This is a genomic window from Citrobacter sp. Cpo061 (genome assembly GCF_030332845.1).
Lineage (GTDB): Bacteria > Pseudomonadota > Gammaproteobacteria > Enterobacterales > Enterobacteriaceae > Citrobacter > Citrobacter portucalensis.
In genome coordinates this window covers 621,125-641,433 of sequence record NZ_JAOWHB010000036.1, presented here as the reverse complement: position 1 = coordinate 641,433, position 20,309 = coordinate 621,125, and the positions used below count along the sequence as shown (strand labels likewise).

The window sequence follows — 20,309 nt, the reverse complement described above, 5'->3', positions numbered from 1 at the left end:
TCGGTAGCAAAAATCCGACGATTATCTTTATCGTGAGACAAATCTCAGATTCTGTTAGTTAAAATCTATACCCTTATCGATGTGGTGGTTATTTGTGTTTTCATATACAGCAACTGGATAATGGTATGGCAGATATAACATTCGCGATGGAGCGTGATTCAAGTCATAGAGCGGCGAAAAATAAGTTGGATGTGCGAAGCAAAGTGAAGAACACAAATCGCAACCAGCTTGCGATTGCCGCAGTACTATTTTTAGGCGGTATCGTCGGGGTTATTGTTTTGGCATTGTACCTAATGGTGCAGGAAGGGGTATTTCTGTATTAATTGTTTAAATATTCTTATATGTTAAAATAAGATGATGATTATATCTTGTGTCTTCTCTCAATAATATTCTGCTGGTCGGGGTATTAGTGTGCCCCGACCAACAGGATCTTATAAAATTAGAACTGATAATTTAAAGACACCCAGTAGTTACGACCAGGGTTTACGTATCCGGTAGTGGATTGTGCAGTCTGATAATAATCACCTGCGTAGGTACTATTACGCCCCACCTGGTACAATTTGACCTCACTAAAGTCTTTATCCAGCACGTTATTAACCGCCGTATTAAGCGTCAGATCTTTAGTCAGCTTATAAGACATCCCCATATCGACAACGGTCCAGGCTTTTAAATCAGCGCCTTTATCGTCATAGACGGCCTTTTGTACCGCGCTAAGGTTGTCGTAATTTTCGGTAAAGCGTGGGGCTTTGCCGCGATAACGTGCGCTGAGCCAGGCATTCATATCTTCCGTTGCCTGCCAGTTCAGACGGGCGTTAGCCATATGTTTTGGGGTGTAACTTAATGGCGCGCCTTTATTGTCACCATCTTTTTGCTTGCTCTGAGTGTAGGTGTAGTTGAGAGATAGGGTCAGCACATCCGACCATAGAGGGAAGGTGCTGGCAAATTCAACGCCATCGGTCCTCGCCTTGCCGCTGTTGGTATAGCTGTTGGTATTATCATCGATAGAATATGAGACAATTTTATTTTTGTATTCGGTATAGAAGCCGGTAATGTTGGCGTTAAGCCCGGCGTCGTTCTCGTAATACAGCCCGGTTTCGTAGCTGATACTTTCCTCAGGTTTGAGGTCCGGGTTACCGACCGTATTCACCGTTCCCTGTGCGGTTACACCGCTGATCCCGTTATGCAACTGGCTTAGTGATGGTGCTTTATAACCTGTCGTTACGCCGCCTTTGAGCGTCCAGGCGTCGGAAACGTCCCAGACCATATAGGCACGCGGGCTGAGATGACCGCCAAAGACATCGTTATGCTCATAGCGTGTTCCTGCGGTTAAGGCCAGCGAGTCGAGAATATGCCATTCATCTTCCGCATAAGCTGCCCACGTTTTTTGATGGAACGTCTCGCCGGTATTGGCCAGTACCACACCATCTTTCATCCGTGCATCCCAGTATTCTCCGCCAAGGGTTAAGAGGTGTGAATCACCTAATGGCGTCAGCAGCACTGAGTCAAGAATGACGTTGGTGTTCTTCAGTTCACGCGCGTCACCGGCCCGGCCTGCGTTCTCTGGTGTGAGTGCGGAAGATACCAATTGCCGGCCTTTGTTTTCGGTTTCATTCCAGCCGAGGGAGGATTTCCAGGTGCCGAACGTTAAGGCTGTATCGTGGCCGAGGGTCACTTTGTTACGCTCATAGCGTAGCGTTTTATCATACCCCCCTGTCAGGTTGCCCAACTGCCCGTCATCGTTGTCATAGCGCTGTCTGGCGGAGTCGAGATCTAACCACAGCGTATTGTTCTCATTGGTTTTCCAGTCGAGGCGCGTGCCAATATTATAGTTTTCCGATTCGGTAGGATAAGGTACGCGGGTGGAGGCGGTATCGCTGAGGGAGGTGACGCTGGAACCCTGACGCTGGGTTGTGCTCCCCCGAACCTGCATATCCAGTACGCCCGCAATCAACGGGCCGCTTGACCAGAAGTTGGCGACCGTACTGTTACCCCATTTATTACTCTCTTGCAGGTTAACGCCGGTATTGATGGAAGTGCTCCATTTATCGGTGCTTTTTTTGGTGATGATATTCACCACGCCACCGATTGCGTCGGACCCATAAAGCGTCGACATCGGGCCGCGGATCACCTCAATATGATCGATCGCCGCCAGCGGGGGCATAAAGCTGGTATTCATGGCAGAGAAACCGTTTGGCGTTACGTCGCTGCTGCCGTTTTGACGAATACCGTCAATCAGGATCAAGGTATAGCTGGCAGGCATGCCACGGATGCTGATCTCCAGACCGCCGGTTTTACCGGTGCTGCTTTCAACATCTACCCCTTCAACAGAACGCAGGGCTTCACCTAAGTCATTATATTTATTGGTTTGTAACTCTTGCTGAGAAATAACAGAGACGCTGGCGGCGGCATTGGTGATTTTCTTTTCATAACCGGAAGCGGTTACCACCATGACGTCTTCAGCAAATACCAGGGGGCTGGAAAATCCTAAACAGGACAGAACGACAGAGGCAACAGGTTTTAAACGCATAGTCAAACTTCCTTTGTTAAAATTCAAAGGCAGTAAGATAATTGATGGAAATGATAATACAAATAATTATCATTACAAATTTACATAACTTGTCACTTCTGGTGTTTTTCTTGAATAAATATACATAAATTGTCATGAGTTTTAGATAAGGAATTAGCAGGAAGGGCCAATAGTCCGCACAGGCAATTATTAGTTCGGGATTAATATTCCTGTGAATAAATGGCGAGGGATTAATCTATTTTCTGAGATTCACATCGTACTCATAACGGAGTATCAGAAAAAAGTATGATAATTTTAGAAAATCGTCATACTTTTCTGCGCCGCATCATTTTTTTCATCATTTCTGTCCGCCATAATCCCTTCCCCAGGAGACTGCTTAACGACGGTAAATCGTTATGCGGCATAAAAATAACGTAAATCTGGATAACATAATGATCAAAGGCAAGCTGGCACTGCTTACGTGCGCATTGACTCTCGCATTAACTTCACCACTTCTTGCCGCGCAAAATGCGAACGAAGGGCAGACGTTAAAACTGGCAATTGGCCCAGAACCAACGGAAGGGTTTGACCCGATGCTGGGCTGGAGTCATGGCAGCTATTTGCTTTTGCATGCACCATTATTAAAACAAAATGCAGATATGAGCTGGGGAAACCTGCTGACGGAAAAAGTAGAGACCAGCGCAGACGGCAAAACCTGGACGTTGACGTTAAAACCTGACCTTAAATTCTCTGATGGTTCCCCGCTAACCGCTGAAGATGTGGTGTTCACCTATAACAAAGCAGCAAAAAGCGGCGGCAAAATCGACATGGGAAACTTCACCCATGCCAGCCTGAAAGATAATCGCACGGTAGAAATTACGCTAAATAGCCCACAGAGCACCTTTGTGAATGTGCTGGGTTCTTTGGGTATTGTTCCGGCGAAACGGTATGACGAAAAAACATTTGCCAAAAATCCGATTGGCGCGGGTCCTTATCGACTGGTGAGTTTTCAGCCGGGACAGCAGTTGATCGTGGAGGCTAACCCCTGGTATGCCGGTAAGAAAAATGATTTCAGTAAGCTGGTGTTTGTCTTCCTTGATGAAGATAACGCTTATGCCGCAGCGCGCAGTGGCCAACTGGGACTCGTACGTATCGCGCCGTCGATGGCGGTCGCTCCTCAGCAGACAAATTTGAAACTTTGGGTACGCGATAGCGTGGAAAACCGGGGCATTGTGTTCCCGATGGTTCCTGCAGGTAAAAAAGACGCCAATGGCTATCCGATTGGGAACGATATCACTGCCGATGTTGCCATCAGGCGCGCCATAAACTATGCCATCGACCGTAAGCAGCTTGCCGATCAGGTCATGGAAGGTCATGCGATTCCTGCATATAGCGCAGTGCAAGGGCTGCCATGGCAGGGGCAATCCGTTGCGTTCAAAGATGGTGATAGCGAAAAAGCACGTACGATTCTGGAAGAAGCCGGCTGGAAGGTAGGTAAAGATGGCGTGCGAGTGAAAGACGGCAAAGAGGCTCGACTGACTTTATGGTACGCCAGCGGTGACAGTACGCGCCGGGATTTAGCTGAGGCCGTACGTGCAATGCTGGAGCCGGTGGGTATTCAGATCTCGCTGCAATCAGGAAGCTGGGAAACGGTTGAGCGTCACATGCATGCGAACCCAACACTATTTGGTTGGGGAAGCTTGGATCCGATGGAGCTTTTCCATCATTACAGTAATCAGGCCGCGGGCGTGGAATATTACAACCCAGGTTATTACAGCAATCCTGTTGTTGAACAGCACCTTAAACAGGCTATCGACGCCCCAGACTGGCAAAAAGCGTTACCTTTCTGGCAACAGGTGGAGTGGGATGGTAAGCAAGGGGCTGGCGTGCAGGGCGATGCTGCCTGGGCATGGCTGCTGAATATTCAGCATACCTACCTGGCAAATCCGTGTATTGATTTAGGCAAAGGCGCACCGGAGATTCACGGTAGCTGGTCACTGCTCAATAATCTGGACGAATGGACCTGGACCTGCCGTTGATGAAGTCTGTTGTGGGCCATTTTCTACGGCTGATAGTGTTATTAGTGCTGGTTGCGGCTGGCACTTTTGTGCTGCTCAGCTTTTCTCCGGTCGATCCGATTCGTGCTTATATCGGCAACGATCTCCTGCATGTGCCGCCGGAGCAATATGCACGCATTGCTGCTCGCTGGGGATTGGACCAGCCGCTATGGGAGCGTTTTGGTCACTGGTTTGTTCGTGTATTGCAGGGCGATCTCGGCTATTCCATGTTGTTTAATGCGCCGGTTGCCAGCGTGATCAAGGAACGCTTTTCCACCTCGTTTGCGCTGCTTGGCGGCGCGTGGCTACTCTCCGGCATATTGGGAACGGCAATGGGGTTTGTCGCGGGTCGCTACCTGAATCGCTGGCCGGACAAAGCAATCTGTCGCCTCAGCTATCTGCTTTCTTCGCTGCCGACCTTCTGGATTGGCATGTTGCTGCTGGCGCTATTTGCCGTGCGCTGGCCGGTATTTCCGGTCTGCTGCGCGTGGGAGCCGGGCAACAGCGGCGATATGGTGACGCTGACCGAGCGTCTGCGTCATCTGGTGCTTCCCGTTTGCGCGCTCAGTTTGTTGGGACTGGGGCAAATTACGCTTCACACGCGGGTAAGCATCGCCAGCGTAATGAAAAGCGAATTTGTCCGTTTTGCGCGTTCCCAGGGAGATAAAGGCTGGTCACTGTTACGCCATCAGGTTCTGCGTCATGCAATTACGCCTGCGCTGTGTTTGCAGTTTGCCTCACTGGGAGAACTGTTGGGAGGTGCACTATTGGCCGAAAAAGTCTTTGCTTATCCAGGACTGGGGCAGGCCACCATTGATGCCGGGTTACGCGGCGATCTGCCGTTACTGATGGGGATTGTGTTGTTCAGTACCGTACTGGTGTTCATTGGCAACTCGCTGTCTACCTGGCTTGTCCGAATGTTGAACCGTGCTCTGGAGCGACCTGATGCTCTATAACCCGACGCCGACGCTAATTCGTCTTTTGTTCTCTTTTAGCTGCCTGTTATTCATTGCAGTGTATGGTGCCGCAATGCTGGATAACCCGTTGAGCGTTAATCTGCTTGCCCGTCATCTTCCACCTGATGCGATGTACTGGTTTGGCACCGATAACCTCGGTCGCGATCTGTGGATCCGTTGTTTTCAGGGGGCACTAACCAGTCTGCAAATTGGTATTGGTGCGGCGTTGTGCAGCGGTTTCATTGCGTTAATGATGGCGGCGGTTTCGCGCATACATCCGCGTCTGGATGTGCTTATGCGTCTAATTACTGATGCCATGCTATCGATGCCGCATCTGCTGTTGCTTATTTTGATCTGTTTTACGCTGGGTGGTGGGAAAAACGGGGTAATCATGGCGGTTGCACTAACGCACTGGCCGCGTCTGGCGCTGATCCTGCGTGCTGAAGCGCAGCGCGTGGCCCACAGTGACTATCTGACGTTGACCTGGCGTCTGGGACACGGCCATTTTTACTGCTGGCGGCATCACTATCTACCGGCGTTGTTACCCCAGTGGTTAACCGGGACATTGCTGATGTTTCCCCATGCGGTGTTGCACAGCGCGGCGTTAAGCTTCCTCGGTTTTGGACTGGCACCGCATGAACCGTCGCTGGGCCTGCTGCTGGCGGATGCGCTGAGGTTTATCAGTCATGGTGACTGGTGGTTAGTGCTGTTTCCAGGACTGATGCTGTTCAGTCTGGTGATGTTATTCGATCAGCTCGCAAGGGCGGTGCATCGTTTATGGTTACGAGGTGACGCATGTTGAGTTTAAGGCAGGTCTCGCTGGACGTGGCGCGTTATCGCTGGTACGGCGCGAAAAACTGGTCTTCGCTGTTGCAGGATATCTCTTTCGACGTAGCGCCTGGTCAGATGGTGGCGCTAGTTGGGGGAAGTGGGGAAGGTAAGAGCCTGTTGCTGCAATGTCTGCTCGATCTCTTACCAGACAATTTGCGTTTCAACGGCGTTATTACCCTGGAAGGTAAAGCGCTGGGCAGTGATGATATTCGCAAATGTCGTGGCAATACCTTCAGCTACGTCCCTCAAGGTATTCAGGCACTTAACCCGCTGCTCTCGATTGAAAAACATCTGCGCAGGGCATGCCAGCTTTCTGACCAGCAGTGGAATGCCGGAAAAATTGAACGATTGCTCCAGCGTAGTCGACTGGAAAGTCGCGTATTAGATGCTTTTCCGCGTCAGCTTTCAGGCGGTATGGCAAAACGTGTTCTGGCTTGTCATGCGTCTCTGAGTCAGGCTCGCTATATTCTGGCGGATGAAATTACCGCCTGGCTTGATGCACCTCTCGCTAATCAACTGCTTGAACAGTTGCGTGAGCAATGTGAGCAAGGGGCTGGTGTTTTGTGGGTAACGCATGACCTCACGCTGGCGGCCCGCCATGCGGATCGTATTGTCGCACTGCATCAGGGAAGGGTGTCGGATAACGTCAGCCGGGAACAGCTGTTACGCGGAGAGATTAGCGAACACCTGCAACGACAATGGCGGGCACTGCCTGAAAGAAATCAACTTTTTGGAGAGCGCGATGCTGTGCTGTCGTGATGTAACAATCCGTCAGGGGGAAAAGGTTCTGTGGCAAAATCTGACCTTTTCTCTACGCCCTGGAGAACGTATTGGGATTTGTGCGCCCAGTGGAACTGGCAAAACGACGCTGGGACGCGTGCTGGCGGGCTGGCAGAAACCAACTTCCGGTGACATTCTGATTGATGACCAACCGTTGCCGATGCACCAGTATTGCCCGGTGCAACTGGTGCCACAGCATCCGGAATTAACTTTTAACCCCCGACGCAGCACCGGTGATGCGGTGCATGATGCATGGCGACCGGATGCTGCAATGCTTACCCGTCTTCACATCAATCCAGAGTGGTTAACCCGCCGTCCCGGACAACTTTCTGGCGGTGAACTGGCGCGAATTGCTTTACTTCGCGCGCTGGACCCGCGGACACGTTTTCTTATTGCCGATGAAATTACTGCCCAGCTTGATCCTTCTATTCAACGGGATATCTGGGCGCTGCTGCTTGAAGAATCTCAGCGTCGACCATTGGGTATGCTCATTATCAGTCATCAGCAGGCGCTGCTTGATCAGATCTGCACGCGAGCGCTACTCTCTTAGGTCTCTTTCGCATTTCAGGCAAATAACTAACGTGATCGTAAAAACTATCGCTGTGGCTGCGCTAATGTACGGGGCGGGTGCTTTTGCAGCTCATACTTCCATTCAGGTGGGTTTTTCACCGGAAGGGTCGGCTCGGGCTTTAGTGCTGGATTCAATTAACCATGCGCAGCACAGCATCGATATGATGGCTTATTCATTTCAGTCTGCAGATATTGTTCAGGCCTTGGTAAACGCTGAAAAGAGAGGCGTAGTGGTTCGGGCTGTTATCGATAAGAAACGTAACGAGGGCAAGGTTAGCCAGAAGGCCATCGCTTTTGCTGCCGCGAATGGGGTTGATGTGCAACTGGATGGTCACTACCACATCCAGCATGACAAGGTAATGATTATTGATGGCGACACGCTGGAAACCGGTTCATTCAACTTTGCCAAATCCGCAGAATTTGCCAACTCTGAAAATGTGTTAGTTATTCGTGACGAACCTGCCGTTGTTGCGCAGTATCAGGCCCATTTTGACAGCCGTTGGAAAATCGCGCACCAGAGCGGTTAAATACTTCACAACGCCGTTGATTTAAATGTGATGTTATATTATAACAACTCACTCACAAATGATTTGAGGGTGAAATTTTGGCTATTCGTTTTAAGAAACTGACAATCGCTCTGGGGATGCTTTTAGTCAGTAGTTCGGTTCTGGCGCATGGTCATCATTCCCATGGTGCGCCAATGAGTGAAGCAGAACAAAAGGCGTCGGAAGGGGTATTTGATGATAACCAGGTGCAGAACAGGGCGCTGACCGACTGGGATGGCATGTGGCAATCTGTTTATCCGTATCTGGTCAGCGGCGAACTTGATCCAGTATTCAAAAAGAAAGCGGAGAAAGATAAAAGCAAAACGGCAGAACAAATCAAAGCGTATTACCGTACAGGCTATGCAACCAACGTAGACACTATCGGTATTGAAAATGGCGTGATGGAGTTTCATACCGGGAATCAGGTTGCATCATGTAAATACGACTACGCCGGATATAAGATCCTGAATTATAAATCAGGCAAGAAAGGTGTACGTTATCTGTTTGAGTGTAAAGCCGCTGACAGCAAAGCGCCTAAATATGTGCAATTTAGCGATCATATTATCGCGCCGCGTAAATCGAGCCACTTCCATATCTTTATGGGAAATACCTCGCAGGCAGCCTTGCTTGAAGAGATGGAAAACTGGCCTACCTACTACCCTTATCAGTTGAAGGGAGAAGAGGTTGTGGATGAGATGCTGCACCATTAATCCGGACTAACCTTATCTGTACACACCCGTCACCAGTGGCGGGTTTTTTAATTCATAACCTTCTCTTTCCATCACCCGATGCATTCGTTAGCATATTGTATCGCAGCAAGTGCATGTGTTTTTTCAGGAAGAGGTTAACGTGTTCGCAGAGTATGGAGTTCTGAATTACTGGACGTATCTGGTGGGAGCCATTTTTATCGTGTTGGTACCGGGGCCAAATACGATATTTGTGTTGAAGAACAGCGTCGGTCGGGGAGTGAAGGGTGGTTATCTCGCCGCAAGCGGTGTGTTTATCGGTGATGCCGTGTTGATGTTTTTGGCCTATGCCGGTGTTGCCGCATTGATCAAAACAACGCCCGTTTTGTTCAACATCGTTCGCTATCTTGGCGCGTTTTATCTGCTGTACCTCGGTGCGAAGATCCTGTATGCGACACTGAAATCGAAAGCAAGCGACGCCGCACCTGAGGAAGTCCCATTTGGCGCTATTTTTAAGCGAGCATTAATTCTAAGCCTGACGAATCCCAAAGCTATTTTGTTTTATGTTTCGTTCTTCGTGCAGTTTATTGATGTCAATGCACCGCACTCAGGGCTGTCATTCTTTATTTTGGCCATTACGCTTGAAGTAGTGAGTTTTTTCTATCTGAGCTTCCTTATTTTCTCCGGCGCGTTCGTGACGCAGTATATTCGCACCAAGAAAAAACTGGCCAAAGTGGGTAATTCCCTAATCGGCCTGATTTTCGTTGGTTTTGCCGCTCGTCTGGCCACGCTTCAGTCGTGATGCTATCGGCCCGCTGGTTGCGGCGGGTCTTCAATATGACGCTTTGCTTTTCATTTGTAATTGTAGGGTTATAACCAATAAATGGTATTTTAAATGTATATTTTGAGGCGTACCCTGTGTACAGCAGCGATTCAATAAGACTCGCTGGTTGTCGACTGGAAAAGGGAAGAAAAATGCTTCAAATTCCACAGAATCATATCCATACACGCTCTACACCATTCTGGAACAAAGAAACCGCGCCTGCCGGAATTTTCGAACGCCACCTTGATAAAGGAACTCGTGCCGGGGTTTATCCACGACTTTCTGTTATGCAGGGGGCGGTCAAATATCTCGGATACGCCGATGAACACAGTCCGGAGCCAGTAGAGGTGATGGTTATTGAAGCCGGTCAGTTTGGCGTTTTTCCACCGGAAAAATGGCATAACATCGAAGTGATGACCGACGACACTTACTTTAATATCGATTTTTTCGTTGCCCCGGAAGTTCTGATGGAGAGCGCAAATCAACGAAAAGTCGTGCGCACCGGCAAGGAGTAAATCATGGGGAAAGCAACCTATACCGTAACAGTGACCAATAACAGCAACGGTGTTTCTGTGGATTATGAAACAGAAGCGCCTATGACATTACTGGTGCCGGATGTGGCAGCAGAAGTGGTCAAAGACTTGGTCAATACCGTCCGTTCGTACGATACCGAGAATGAGCACGAAGTCTGCGGATGGTAGGTATTAAATACTCTTACTGATTGAATACACAGAATTTTAATGTACTAACCGCACAGCGTTTTGACGGCGCCGTGCGGTTTTTTTATTTGTGTTGAACGTAGTGATGTCCGAAAAAGATTCCTTAAGAATACCTTAAGAAATCCGCATTGAATGCTAATTGTCGATCATTCACAGGCGTTATGATCGCAAAAAAGTAACAATACAGAACATCGCGCTTATGAAACTGAATACCCAAATTACATTCCCCACACTTATTCTAGGACTGGTCATTGTGGCGATTCCGTTCACCGCGAACTGGAATCTTCCGCTGCTTAACGGCACTGTCGTCAGATGGATCGAAAATGGGCAGGCGCTATGGCTACTGTTTGGTGCGGTATTTACCCTTGGCTATATCCGGCCTTTATCACGCCCTGAAGGAGAGAAGCAATTTTGGCTTTGGGCGGCAGCGTGGTGGGTGGTCTTGCTGGGCCGAAGCACCAGTTGGGGACGCGATTACTTCCCTGAGCATCCTAAACTTCTGTTCAGAGCTATCTCAGTTGTATTAATTGCCATGCTTATTCTGCCGGTGCTGCTGTCGAAGCGCTTACGCCAGGATATTGCCCGCCGTGTGCGTAATGAACCGTTACCGCTCTGGCTGTTGGCGATCACCACCTGTGCATTTTTAATCTCTGATACGGTAGAGCATCATCGTCTGCTGGCTCCCATCTTCCTGCACAATGCCCATTATGGCGATCTGATTGAAGAACTGTATGAACTACCGTTTATGGCGGGATTGTTCCTGATGAACCTTGGCTTTATGCAGCGGGATAAGCAGGAGGAAACTGCCTCCATCCGCTTCAGCGAACCTCACCTGGTAAAGTAATGAGATAAGACCTGAGCCTGGGTAACCAGACTCAGGTCGCGATGGTGGGGAATTACGCAATGGCCTCACATAAGCGTGATTTCATGTCGCTATACGATTGAGCGGCATACTTTTCAGCCCATCTCTGATCGCTAATGTGCTCGATATTTACGGCACAATATTTGGTTTCCGGCGTTTTCGAGATTGGATCGAGGTTATCCTGGGTCAACTCGTTGCATGCTCCAATCCACCATTGATAGGTCATATACACCGTTCCGGAATTGATGCGCTCGGAGACGTCTGCGCGGCTGATGACCTTACCCCGACGCGAGCTGACCCACACCAGATCACGATGACGAATACCCAGCTTTTCGGCATCTTGGGTATTGATTTGCACATATCCTGGTTCATCAGCCAACGCTTGTAACGCTGCGCAGTTACCGGTCATCGAGCGACAGGAGTAATGCCCAACTTCACGCACGGTACACAGTACCAGCGGATAATTGTCATCCGGAACTTCTGCGGGCGCTCGCCACGGTGCGGCAAACAGTTTGCCTTTGCCGTTGGCGGTATCAAACTGGCTGTGCGCGTAAAGGTACGGCGTACCAGGACTATCGAGATCGGGGCACGGCCACTGAACATGCCCCATTTCCCCCATTTTCTCATAGGTCACGCCGTAGAATAGCGGGCACAGCTCGCGCATCTCATCCCAGATTTGCTGGTTATTTTGATACTGCATTGGATAGCCCATTTCGCTGGCCAAAAGGCTGATAATCTCCCAGTCACGCTTTACGTCAGCGGTGGGCTCAATCGCTTTCTCAAAACGCTGGAAGCCGCGATCGGCGCAGGTAAAGACGCCGCCATGTTCGCCCCATGAGGTGGCAGGCAGGAGAACGTCGGCCATTTCCGCTGTCTTAGTCATGAAGATGTCTTGCACGACGATAAAATCGAGCGCGTTAAACCCTTCCCGAACCAGGCCCAGGTCGGCCTCGGTTTGCAGCGGATCCTCTCCCATGATGTAGTAGGCTTTTATTTTGCCTTCGAGAGCCAGATGCGGAACTTCAGTGATACGGGTCCCGACCTTATCATCCATCTGATTAACATCGATGCCCCATGCGCTGGCGAATTTTTCCCTGACGGCGGAATCGGTCACGTCCTGATACCCCGGGAACTGGTTAGGTAGTACCCCCATATCGCACGCACCCTGCACGTTATTTTGCCCGCGCACCGGACCAACGCCGACGTTAGGGCGACCCAGATTCCCGGTCAACAACGCCAGGCTCGACAAACCGCGAACCACATCAACGGCCTGACCAAACTGGGTGACGCCCATCCCCCACATTACGGTTGCCGATGGTGCTGCGGCAAATGTACGCATTGCCTGACGAACCTGCTGTGCGGGAACGCCGGTTAAATGTTCAACGGCTTCAGGCGCATAGTCCTTAACGGTTTCCCAGTATGTTTCCAGCCCTTCCGCATGCTTTTGCACATACTCGCGATCGTAGAGTTGCTCTTCGATAAGAACATGACCGAAGGCATTAACCAGCGCCATGTTGCAACCGTTTTTCAACTGCAAATGTTGGTCAGCAATACGGGCGGTTTCAATACGACGTGGGTCGCAGACAATGATTTTTGCGCCGTTCTGGCGAGCTTTAATTACCCGGCGGGCTACGATTGGGTGCGAGTCGGCGCAGTTATAACCAAAGATCAGCAGGCATTTTGAGTTTTCAATGTCGCTGATGGAATTGCTCATGGCGCCATTGCCTAACGTTTCTTGTAACCCGGCAACGGAAGGACCGTGACAGACGCGGGCACAACAATCGACATTATTGGTATGAAGTACGCCACGTGCGAATTTTTGCATCACGTAGTTAGTTTCATTTCCGGTTCCCCGGGAAGAGCCGGTAGTCATGATGGCGCGAGGGCCATAGGTATTTTTGATTTCAGACAGGCGTTTTGCGGTGTAACGAATGGCTTCATCCCAGCTAACGGGCGTGAATTTGCCACCTTTTTCATAACGGATCATCGGGCGAGTCAGACGGGGAGTCAGAAGGCGAGTGTCGTTAAGAAAGTCCCAACCATAATAGCCTTTCAGGCATAACTGATTTTGGTTCGTTACACCCTCTGCGGCTTCGGCGCGGATGATTTTGTTATTTTCGACAACAAGCTTAAGCTTGCACCCGGCCCCACAGTATGGGCAAACACTGGTGATTTTTTTCATCAATAACAGACCTGTTAAATGCTGAAATAGCGCGAATTGTAGACGCAGCCACGCGATAAGCACCGCGGACTACGATTTGTCGTAGCGACAAGTTGTTTAAGCATAAAGTGTGCCAGAAGTGAAAACCCAGCAATAACGGGGCTGAGGGCAAAAGAGTTAAGCATAATGACTGACGATTCGACATTAATGACGAGGAGCGGCAAAAATTTAGCCTGCCGGTCAGCAGTCATAACCTTATGAAACATCGGAAAAAGATGAAAATATGAAGTGATGACGATCACAAATTTTAATTTTTCAGCGCTATGCTATGCTTTTATACAACGAGTGAATCGTTAATTTAAAAACATAAGTGAGGAAAATTATGGGCATTATTTCATGGGTGGTTTTCGGTCTTATCGCTGGGATTTTGGCAAAATGGATTATGCCGGGTAAAGATGGCGGCGGATTCTTTATGACCATTATCTTAGGGGTTGTCGGTGCGGTAGTGGGTGGCTGGATCAGTACCTTCTTTGGTTTTGGTAAAGTTGATGGTTTCAACTTCGGCAGTTTCGTCGTAGCGGTTATCGGTGCGATTGTGGTGTTGTTTATCTATAGAAAAATCAAAAGCTAACTAAACATACAGACAATAGGGGCCACTGAGAAGTGGCCTTTATTTTGGTTACCACCACCCCAGTTCCGTGCCCAGAACCACTATGATCGCCACGCCAATCATAATAATCGTTGTTTTTTTCATCGTTATGCTCCCGGCGCAGCGTAGCCGCCAATAAAAAACCAGGATAAGAAAACGACAGCGGAAATGAAAATAATGACAGGGAAAATAATACCGAGTCGCATACGATTATCTACCAGAGTTATTTAAAGACGAGCCAGCATAGCAGGGCTTAATGTACGACAAAAGGGGTTTTATCCTGACGCTTTTTATCCTGATACATTGCGCTGTCTGCAAGATGAAGCGCACAGTTTACATCAGTCTCCAGCGGATCAATTTCCACCACACCCAGGCTGGCACCAGGATAAAACAGATGAATGTCACCCAGGTGGTAGTCACCGCAAATCTGCTGTTGCAGCTGATTTTTCACCTGCTGCAGACGCATAAGCTGATCAAGTTCATCTTCCGCTGACAGGCGAACGACTAAAAATTCGTCGCCGCCCAGTCGACCGAGAATGTCATTATCACTACATTCACGGAGCAGGCGCTGCCCAATCTGGATCAGGAACTGGTCACCAACCTCATGACCAAAACGGTCATTAATCAGTTTAAAATCATCCAAATCAATATAGGCAACGACGACCTTCTGCCGAAGATGTCGGGCAAGCGAAAATAGGGTTTCAACATTTTCAAAAATCGAGCGCCGGTTCGGTAACCCGGTCAGCGCATCGGTGTAGGAGTGAGCAATCAGCGCGGCGTTCGCTTCACGTAACTGAGCAACCAGCGACTCTTTTTGAATCGACTGGGCGATCAGACCGGCAAACAGATGTAATACTTGTTCTCCACGTTGGCTCAATGCCTGCTGGCGGCGGCTGGTAGCGCAGAGTGTACCGTAAAACGTTCCGTCAGGAAGATGAACGGGAGTGCTCAGAAAGGTGGTGATGTCCAGTGCGCGAGCGGCGGTACATTCCGGCCAGCGTGCGGGCACGTTGTCACTGTACAGACAGTTTTCCTCAATAGCGCGTTTGCACAGCGTTTCATCCCACGGCACGGATAGCCCTTCGGGGAACTGCATTTGGCGGCTATTACGCGCATACAGAATATGCTGCAGACGGGCATCCAGATCGACCTTGGTCAGGTAGGTCGATTCCATCTCAGTCACCATATCCAGCATCTCCAGAAGTTGCCGAACCAGACTTTCAACAGACTGCTCCGTGGCTAAGGATTGTGAGACTCTGGCAAGGATCATGTCCGACATGAGATGTAAATGCTCCTGAGTAATGACTGGGCTGACGTTGCCCGCATGATAGAACATCAAGGTGAAAGATGAAACACGCCATCCAGCTCAGAATGTAAACATAAAATGGATAGCTGGCAGGAAAACATGGAGATAGATGGAAAGTCGGGGTAACCTGCCAGGATAAGGTTTTTAACAGGAGTAAATATGAAACTGGCATCTATTGTTTTGCCCGGCTTGCTGGTGCTGGCGGGGTGTACCACGGAACCGAAAGCGCCTGTGCCACCGAAAGTTGGCATGGCGAATCCAGCATCGGTGTATTGTGAACAAAAGGGCGGCTCGTTGATTGCGGTGCAGACTCCGCAAGGTGTTAAGTCTGACTGCAAACTACCCAACGGGGAAGTAATTGATGAATGGTCACTCTGGCGTAGAGATCATCCGGCAACGGCCAAGTAATACGCGGTCAGCATTGACGTAGCCATTCAGCGAGCACCAGCGCGTGGTTTTGCTGGGTATTCTTCGCCGCATACAGTAGCGTTAAGGTTTGCTGTCGGGCAATCTCTGCGAGGCGCTTTCCTTCCTGCTGCTGTTGGGCCAGCTCTGCGCGATATTGCTCGGAAAAGTGTGAAAAATCGATCAGTTCTGCGTGGAATGCTTTGCGCAATTCAGAGGATGGCGTCAGCGTTTTATTCCATTCGTTGAAAGCAAGGTCAGTCTTTTTTATCCCGCGTGGCCACAACCGGTCGACCAACACGCGATAACCATCGCTTTTTTCTGCCGGGTCATACACGCGTTTACACTGAATCTTCATCTCTTCATCCGCTCCTTTCAGCTACCGCTCAGGTATTTATCATCAACTTTATTACGGTTAAATAAGATCGTAAAACGTGACCATTATAGCATTTTGCCCGCCCTGACTCCCAATTTAAGGGATTGTGATACCACTAAAAAGTCGGTAGGCTGAGGCTCCTTATGCTGTCCCTTATTGTCAGGACACAAGGAAAGCTTAATGGAAATTTCCCCAATTAAAGATACGCTTCGCATTGCGCTGGTGGGCGATTACAGCCCCGATATTGTGGCGCACCAGGCTATTCCCCTTGCTATCGATGATGCTGCCGCCGTCCTGGAGTTGGTGGCTGATTATGACTGGCTAACTACATCTGATATCAACAGCAGTGAGGACTTGATTGGTTATGATGCCATCTGGGTCGTTCCAGGCAGTCCATATCGCCATCTTGAAGGGGCGCTGATAGCGATACGCTACGCGCGTGAAAACAGCATCCCATTCCTGGGGACCTGCGGCGGCTTTCAACATGCAATTCTGGAGTACGCCCGCAACGTGCTGGGCTGGAGCGATGCCGCCCACGCCGAGACTGACACCACGGGTCGGATGGTGATAGCACCATTGACCTGCTCGCTGGTAGAAAAAACGGATGATATTGAGCTGCGGGCCAATACGCTGATTGCCAAAGCCTACGGGCGGGATGTTATCACCGAGGGATATCACTGCAACTATGGCGTATCGGAGGATTTTGCCGCCGAGCTTGAAAGCGGCGATCTTCGGGTGACCGGTTGGGATGAGGCTGGTGATATTCGTGCCATTGAGCTGGTGACGCATCCATTTTATGTTGGCACGCTCTTTCAGCATGAACGCGGAGCGCTGGCGGGAAAACCCGTGCCGTTAGTTCAGGCGATGCTGCGCGCCGCGCGCGGATAAAAAAACGGGCAGGTTGTTCACGAACCTGCCCTGTGCATTATGCGCTCGCGATCTCCCGATTGCGCCCCGCGCACAAACCAAATACCGCCATCAGCATCGCTAACACGGCGACCCCGCCAAGAGGAATCAGCCAGCTATCGTTGAGGTCGTGAATTTTCCCCATCAGTGGTGGTCCGCAGGCCGCCAGTAAATATCCGACAGACTGTGCCATGCCGGACAGGGCAGCAGCCTGATGCGCTGAGCTTGCGCGCAGGCCAATAAAGGTCAAGCCGAGAATCATCGTCGCGCCTGAGCCAAAGCCAAACAGGATGGTCCATAGCAATGCCTGGTCGGGCATTATGGCGAATCCCGCCGCGCCGACGGCGCACATTAATGAAACGAGTGCGGCGATGGCGCGCTGATCCTTAAATCTGTTCAGGACGAGAGGAATCAATAATCCCGGCGCGGCGGTCGCCAGCTGCAGTAAACCATGCAGCGAACCGGCCTGCGCCTCGCTGTAGCCATGGCTGATCAAAATGGCGGGCAGCCAGCCGATGATGACGTAGTAGATAAGCGAATTGATCCCCAGAAACAGCGTCACCTGCCAGGCGAGGCTGGAGCGCCAGATCGCGCGGGAATGCAGAGCGCGCGAGCTGCTCAAGCTGGCATTGGCCATCTGGCGGCATTGGGGTAACCAGATAATCAGTGCCAGTAGCGGAAAGGCCATCAGTACCATCAGCGCACCGCGCCAGCCAAACCCGTTCAACGCCAGCGGTACCACAATGGTGGAACCCAGTGCCGCTGCTGCGCCCATGGTCAGCGAGTATGCGCCAGTGAGTTTCGCCACATGCTGAGCAAAATCACGCTTAATCAGTCCGGGTAAAAGCACATTTCCCAATGCGATTCCGCAACCAATGATAGCGGTGCCGCTAAACAGGAACCCTGGTGAGGGCAGAGAACGTATCGCAATACCCGCGCAAATCAGTAGCATAGCGACAAACAGGCTGCGTTCGATACCCCAACGGCGCGCAACGGCGGCAGCCAGAGGTGAAACCAGTGCGAAAGCCAGCAGTGGCAGGGTGGTCAGAAGCCCCGTCTGGGCGGTGCTCAGACCGTAGTCGGCGCGAATTGCATCCAGCAACGGGGCTGCACCGGTAAAGGTGACGCGCAATGTGGTGGCAATCATCAGGATCCCCGCGATCAGCAACGCTGCGTTCTTGCCACGGGAGGAAGGTGAATTTGTCATTTTTTTCTCATATCGTCAGGCGAGGCGATACCTTAGCGTTTTTACTCAATGGATGAATCAAGCTAAAATGACAGTTTATCGCTTAAATCGGACATTTTTATGTTAGGACTGAGGCTGGATGGATACGAACCCGATCTTCACCACGATCCGGCGGTGGCGTTTTGTATTCAGGCCCGTGAAGATGAACTTTTCAGCCCGCTGCATCAGCACCGTAAAGGCCAGTTGATTCTGGCGTTGCATGGCGCGATCACCTGTGAGGTTGAGAATGCTATGTGGATGGTGCCCCCGCAATATGCGGTGTGGATCCCCGGTGAAATTCCACACAGCAACCACGTTACCGTTGGCGCACAATTGTGCTTTTTGTTTATTGAGCCGCAGGCCGTCGTGATGCCCGATCGTTGCTGCACGCTGAAAATTGCTCCGTTGTGCCGGGAGCTTATTCTGGCGCTGGCATCCAAAACGGATGCCCAACGGCTGGAACCGGCAACCCAGCGGCTGACGCAAGTGTTGTTTGATGAACTGCCGCAGCAACCCCAGGAGCAAATGCAGTTGCCGGTTTCCGATCACCCGAAAATTCGCAGAATGGTCGCAACGATGGCGAGAGAGCCCGCACAATGGCAGACGTTGGGGCAATGGGCCAGCGTATTTGCGATGAGTGAACGTAACCTTGCTCGCCTGGTCGTCAAAGAAACGGGGTTGAGTTTTCGGCGCTGGCGTCACCAGCTCCAGCTGATTCTGGCGCTGCAGGCGTTAATTGATGGTCGCAATGTACAACAGGTCGCGCAAATGCTCGGGTACGATTCGACCACGGCATTTATCACTATGTTCAAAAAAGGCCTGGGACAGACACCAGGCCGTTACCTGAACGGGCTGGCTACTGCTTCCCAACAATCAATGAGACCAGACCTGCCGCAATAAGCGGCCCCACTGGCACACCGCGAAACAGCGCCACGCCCAGTACCGTGCCCACCAGTAAACCAGCAACAAGCTGAGGCTGGCTGCCCATTAGCGTAACGCCGCGTCCGCCAAGCCAGGAGACAAATACCCCAACGGCAATAGCAACCAGTGATTTCCAGTTCACAAAGGAGTGGATGAGCGTGGAGGGCGGTAGCGTTCCGCTGGCGATCGGCGCCATGACGCCAATGGTCAGAATTATAATCCCGACGGTCAGGCCCTGTTTTTCAATCCAGGGAAAGAAGGTATTCAGAGGGGTAACACGGACAATAATCAGCACCAGAATTGAAACAGCGACAGTGGTGTTGTGGCTGACAAAGCCCAGAGCTGCCAGTCCGAGCAGGATCAGCAGAGTGACATCAAACATCGTAGTTTCCTTGCCAAAAGAAAAAATAAGCCTGCTTACTGTACGCGTAAATGCGTGACCGAACAGGCTTTTTTTAATGATTATAATTTTTTTTGGGCTAACGCACGAAGCGATGTTTTTTACTGCTAACTTGTGCAGTTATTGTTCTCTGCGGAACGGGATTAATTCCGGTTGCGCGATGCGCAGGTAATCTGCGGTATCCATGATCACAGATTTTTCCAGCATTCCGGCATTGAACGCAATTTCATTAAAACGCTCAAACAACAGCGGGTCGGCGACCAGCTTGAGGTTCGGATGAAAACTGAACGGTGGGATAGCGCCAAATACGCAGCCAGTCAGTTCATCTACCTCCGCCGGGCTGGCAAGTGACGCTCTCAACCCGCCAATATGGCTGGCCAACAGGCTCAGGTCGGCCTGCTGATCGGCAGAGAGGATCGCCAGAACATGCTGATTGACGCCGTTGCCTTTTACTTTGCAGACCAGCGCTTTTGCACCCTGACCCAGTGCGGTACCGCGAATTTCAGAGACAGCTTCACATTTGCCTACGGCTTCATGGCTGACTACGCGGTAGGTCGCACCGTGTTCTGACAACAGGGAGATTAAACGCTGGTGCGTTGCGTTACCTTTGTTTACTTCCGTCATG

General features: G+C 50.6%; 24 protein-coding genes and 1 pseudogene. 16 read left to right on the top strand and 9 right to left on the bottom strand.

Annotated features, from left to right (window positions below; translation table 11 throughout):
* Positions 1-125: 125 nt before the first annotated feature.
* A complete protein-coding gene (locus OGX97_RS09125) occupies positions 126-323 on the top strand; it encodes a hypothetical protein (protein ID WP_071444734.1) in 198 nt (65 codons plus the stop codon).
* Positions 324-439: 116 nt separating this feature from the next.
* Here the strand turns inward: OGX97_RS09125 and OGX97_RS09120 are convergent, their stop codons facing one another.
* Complete coding sequence (locus OGX97_RS09120) at positions 440-2,527, bottom strand: TonB-dependent receptor (protein WP_032943091.1); 2,088 nt, start codon at positions 2,525-2,527, stop codon at positions 440-442.
* 395 nt (positions 2,528-2,922) lie between these two features.
* On the opposite strand from OGX97_RS09120, the gene OGX97_RS09115 reads away from it, so the two are divergent.
* The 11 genes from OGX97_RS09115 (at position 2,923) to OGX97_RS09065 (ending at position 11,317) form a co-directional block, all read left to right on the top strand.
* Positions 2,923-4,545 (top strand): ABC transporter substrate-binding protein, encoded by a 1,623-nt coding sequence (locus OGX97_RS09115; RefSeq protein ID WP_122973783.1) that lies wholly within the window; start codon positions 2,923-2,925, stop codon positions 4,543-4,545.
* Positions 4,545-5,519, top strand: coding sequence for an ABC transporter permease (locus OGX97_RS09110; RefSeq protein WP_286592272.1), 975 nt, complete (start codon positions 4,545-4,547; stop codon positions 5,517-5,519). The genes OGX97_RS09115 and OGX97_RS09110 overlap by 1 nt, the downstream gene beginning before the upstream one ends.
* Positions 5,509-6,321 (top strand): ABC transporter permease, encoded by an 813-nt coding sequence (locus tag OGX97_RS09105; protein ID WP_008784503.1) that lies wholly within the window; start codon positions 5,509-5,511, stop codon positions 6,319-6,321. Before OGX97_RS09110 ends, OGX97_RS09105 begins: the two co-directional genes overlap by 11 nt.
* Positions 6,315-7,109 (top strand): ATP-binding cassette domain-containing protein, encoded by a 795-nt coding sequence (locus OGX97_RS09100; protein ID WP_008784504.1) that lies wholly within the window; start codon positions 6,315-6,317, stop codon positions 7,107-7,109. The genes OGX97_RS09105 and OGX97_RS09100 overlap by 7 nt, the downstream gene beginning before the upstream one ends.
* Entirely contained in the window at positions 7,093-7,680 is a 588-nt protein-coding gene (locus tag OGX97_RS09095; RefSeq protein WP_008784505.1) for an ATP-binding cassette domain-containing protein, read from the top strand. The genes OGX97_RS09100 and OGX97_RS09095 overlap by 17 nt, the downstream gene beginning before the upstream one ends.
* Before the next feature lie 31 nt (positions 7,681-7,711).
* A complete protein-coding gene (locus tag OGX97_RS09090) occupies positions 7,712-8,227 on the top strand; it encodes a phospholipase D family nuclease (RefSeq protein WP_235124082.1) in 516 nt (171 codons plus the stop codon).
* A gap of 77 nt (positions 8,228-8,304) precedes the next feature.
* Complete coding sequence (gene zinT / locus OGX97_RS09085) at positions 8,305-8,955, top strand: metal-binding protein ZinT (RefSeq protein ID WP_003832427.1); 651 nt, start codon at positions 8,305-8,307, stop codon at positions 8,953-8,955.
* Positions 8,956-9,094: 139 nt separating this feature from the next.
* Positions 9,095-9,733: a leucine efflux protein LeuE gene (gene leuE / locus OGX97_RS09080; RefSeq protein WP_003832429.1), complete on the top strand. Its 639-nt coding sequence runs from the start codon at positions 9,095-9,097 to the stop codon at positions 9,731-9,733.
* 173 nt (positions 9,734-9,906) lie between these two features.
* A complete protein-coding gene (yeaR, locus tag OGX97_RS09075; RefSeq protein WP_003030735.1) occupies positions 9,907-10,269 on the top strand; it encodes a DUF1971 domain-containing protein YeaR in 363 nt (120 codons plus the stop codon).
* A gap of 3 nt (positions 10,270-10,272) precedes the next feature.
* Positions 10,273-10,455: a DUF1869 domain-containing protein gene (locus OGX97_RS09070; RefSeq protein ID WP_003832433.1), complete on the top strand. Its 183-nt coding sequence runs from the start codon at positions 10,273-10,275 to the stop codon at positions 10,453-10,455.
* Between the two features lie 217 nt (positions 10,456-10,672).
* Positions 10,673-11,317 (top strand): hypothetical protein, encoded by a 645-nt coding sequence (locus OGX97_RS09065; RefSeq protein ID WP_032943096.1) that lies wholly within the window; start codon positions 10,673-10,675, stop codon positions 11,315-11,317.
* A gap of 52 nt (positions 11,318-11,369) precedes the next feature.
* Here OGX97_RS09065 and fdhF read toward each other — a convergent pair whose 3' ends face one another.
* Positions 11,370-13,517: a formate dehydrogenase subunit alpha gene (gene fdhF, locus OGX97_RS09060; protein ID WP_060682331.1), complete on the bottom strand. Its 2,148-nt coding sequence runs from the start codon at positions 13,515-13,517 to the stop codon at positions 11,370-11,372.
* Positions 13,518-13,878: 361 nt separating this feature from the next.
* Here fdhF and OGX97_RS09055 point away from each other — a divergent pair, with 361 nt between their 5' ends.
* Entirely contained in the window at positions 13,879-14,127 is a 249-nt protein-coding gene (locus OGX97_RS09055; RefSeq protein WP_003832440.1) for a GlsB/YeaQ/YmgE family stress response membrane protein, read from the top strand.
* A 48-nt stretch (positions 14,128-14,175) separates the two neighbouring features.
* On the opposite strand, the gene yoaJ is transcribed toward OGX97_RS09055, so the two are convergent.
* From yoaJ to OGX97_RS09040, 3 genes are read right to left on the bottom strand one after another with little or no spacing between them, the layout of a single operon-like run.
* Positions 14,176-14,250 carry a protein YoaJ gene (gene yoaJ / locus OGX97_RS09050; RefSeq protein ID WP_095533175.1) on the bottom strand — a complete coding sequence of 25 codons (75 nt, stop codon included), beginning with the start codon at positions 14,248-14,250 and terminating at the stop codon, positions 14,176-14,178.
* 2 nt (positions 14,251-14,252) lie between these two features.
* Positions 14,253-14,351 carry a YoaK family small membrane protein gene (locus OGX97_RS09045; protein ID WP_032941789.1) on the bottom strand — a complete coding sequence of 33 codons (99 nt, stop codon included), beginning with the start codon at positions 14,349-14,351 and terminating at the stop codon, positions 14,253-14,255.
* A gap of 47 nt (positions 14,352-14,398) precedes the next feature.
* The gene (locus tag OGX97_RS09040) at positions 14,399-15,424 is read right to left on the bottom strand and encodes a sensor domain-containing diguanylate cyclase (protein ID WP_218659349.1); all 1,026 of its coding nucleotides are present in this window, start codon (positions 15,422-15,424) and stop codon (positions 14,399-14,401) included.
* A 186-nt stretch (positions 15,425-15,610) separates the two neighbouring features.
* Between OGX97_RS09040 and OGX97_RS09035 the strand changes: the two genes are divergently transcribed.
* Positions 15,611-15,859 (top strand): putative hemolysin, encoded by a 249-nt coding sequence (locus OGX97_RS09035; protein ID WP_079935322.1) that lies wholly within the window; start codon positions 15,611-15,613, stop codon positions 15,857-15,859.
* Between the two features lie 7 nt (positions 15,860-15,866).
* On the opposite strand, the gene OGX97_RS09030 is transcribed toward OGX97_RS09035, so the two are convergent.
* Positions 15,867-16,214, bottom strand: a complete 348-nt coding sequence (locus OGX97_RS09030) for a DUF488 domain-containing protein (RefSeq protein ID WP_003832445.1) — start codon at positions 16,212-16,214, stop codon at positions 15,867-15,869.
* Between the two features lie 198 nt (positions 16,215-16,412).
* On the opposite strand from OGX97_RS09030, the gene OGX97_RS09025 reads away from it, so the two are divergent.
* On the top strand, positions 16,413-17,120 hold the full coding sequence (locus OGX97_RS09025; RefSeq protein WP_020996459.1) for a CTP synthase C-terminal region-related (seleno)protein: 708 nt from the start codon (positions 16,413-16,415) through the stop codon (positions 17,118-17,120).
* A 37-nt stretch (positions 17,121-17,157) separates the two neighbouring features.
* Here OGX97_RS09025 and OGX97_RS09020 read toward each other — a convergent pair whose 3' ends face one another.
* Complete coding sequence (locus OGX97_RS09020; RefSeq protein ID WP_279850554.1) at positions 17,158-18,345, bottom strand: CynX/NimT family MFS transporter; 1,188 nt, start codon at positions 18,343-18,345, stop codon at positions 17,158-17,160.
* A gap of 99 nt (positions 18,346-18,444) precedes the next feature.
* On the opposite strand from OGX97_RS09020, the pseudogene OGX97_RS09015 reads away from it, so the two are divergent.
* Positions 18,445-19,243 (top strand): annotated as a pseudogene (locus OGX97_RS09015) (AraC family transcriptional regulator).
* Here the strand turns inward: OGX97_RS09015 and OGX97_RS09010 are convergent.
* Positions 19,220-19,666, bottom strand: a complete 447-nt coding sequence (locus tag OGX97_RS09010) for a DUF441 domain-containing protein (protein ID WP_003832453.1) — start codon at positions 19,664-19,666, stop codon at positions 19,220-19,222. The pseudogene OGX97_RS09015 and the gene OGX97_RS09010 sit on opposite strands and share 24 nt — an antisense overlap.
* A 138-nt stretch (positions 19,667-19,804) precedes the next feature.
* Positions 19,805-20,308, bottom strand: a complete 504-nt coding sequence (locus tag OGX97_RS09005; RefSeq protein WP_032943105.1) for a YbaK/prolyl-tRNA synthetase associated domain-containing protein — start codon at positions 20,306-20,308, stop codon at positions 19,805-19,807.
* Between the last annotated feature and the right edge of the window lies 1 nt (position 20,309).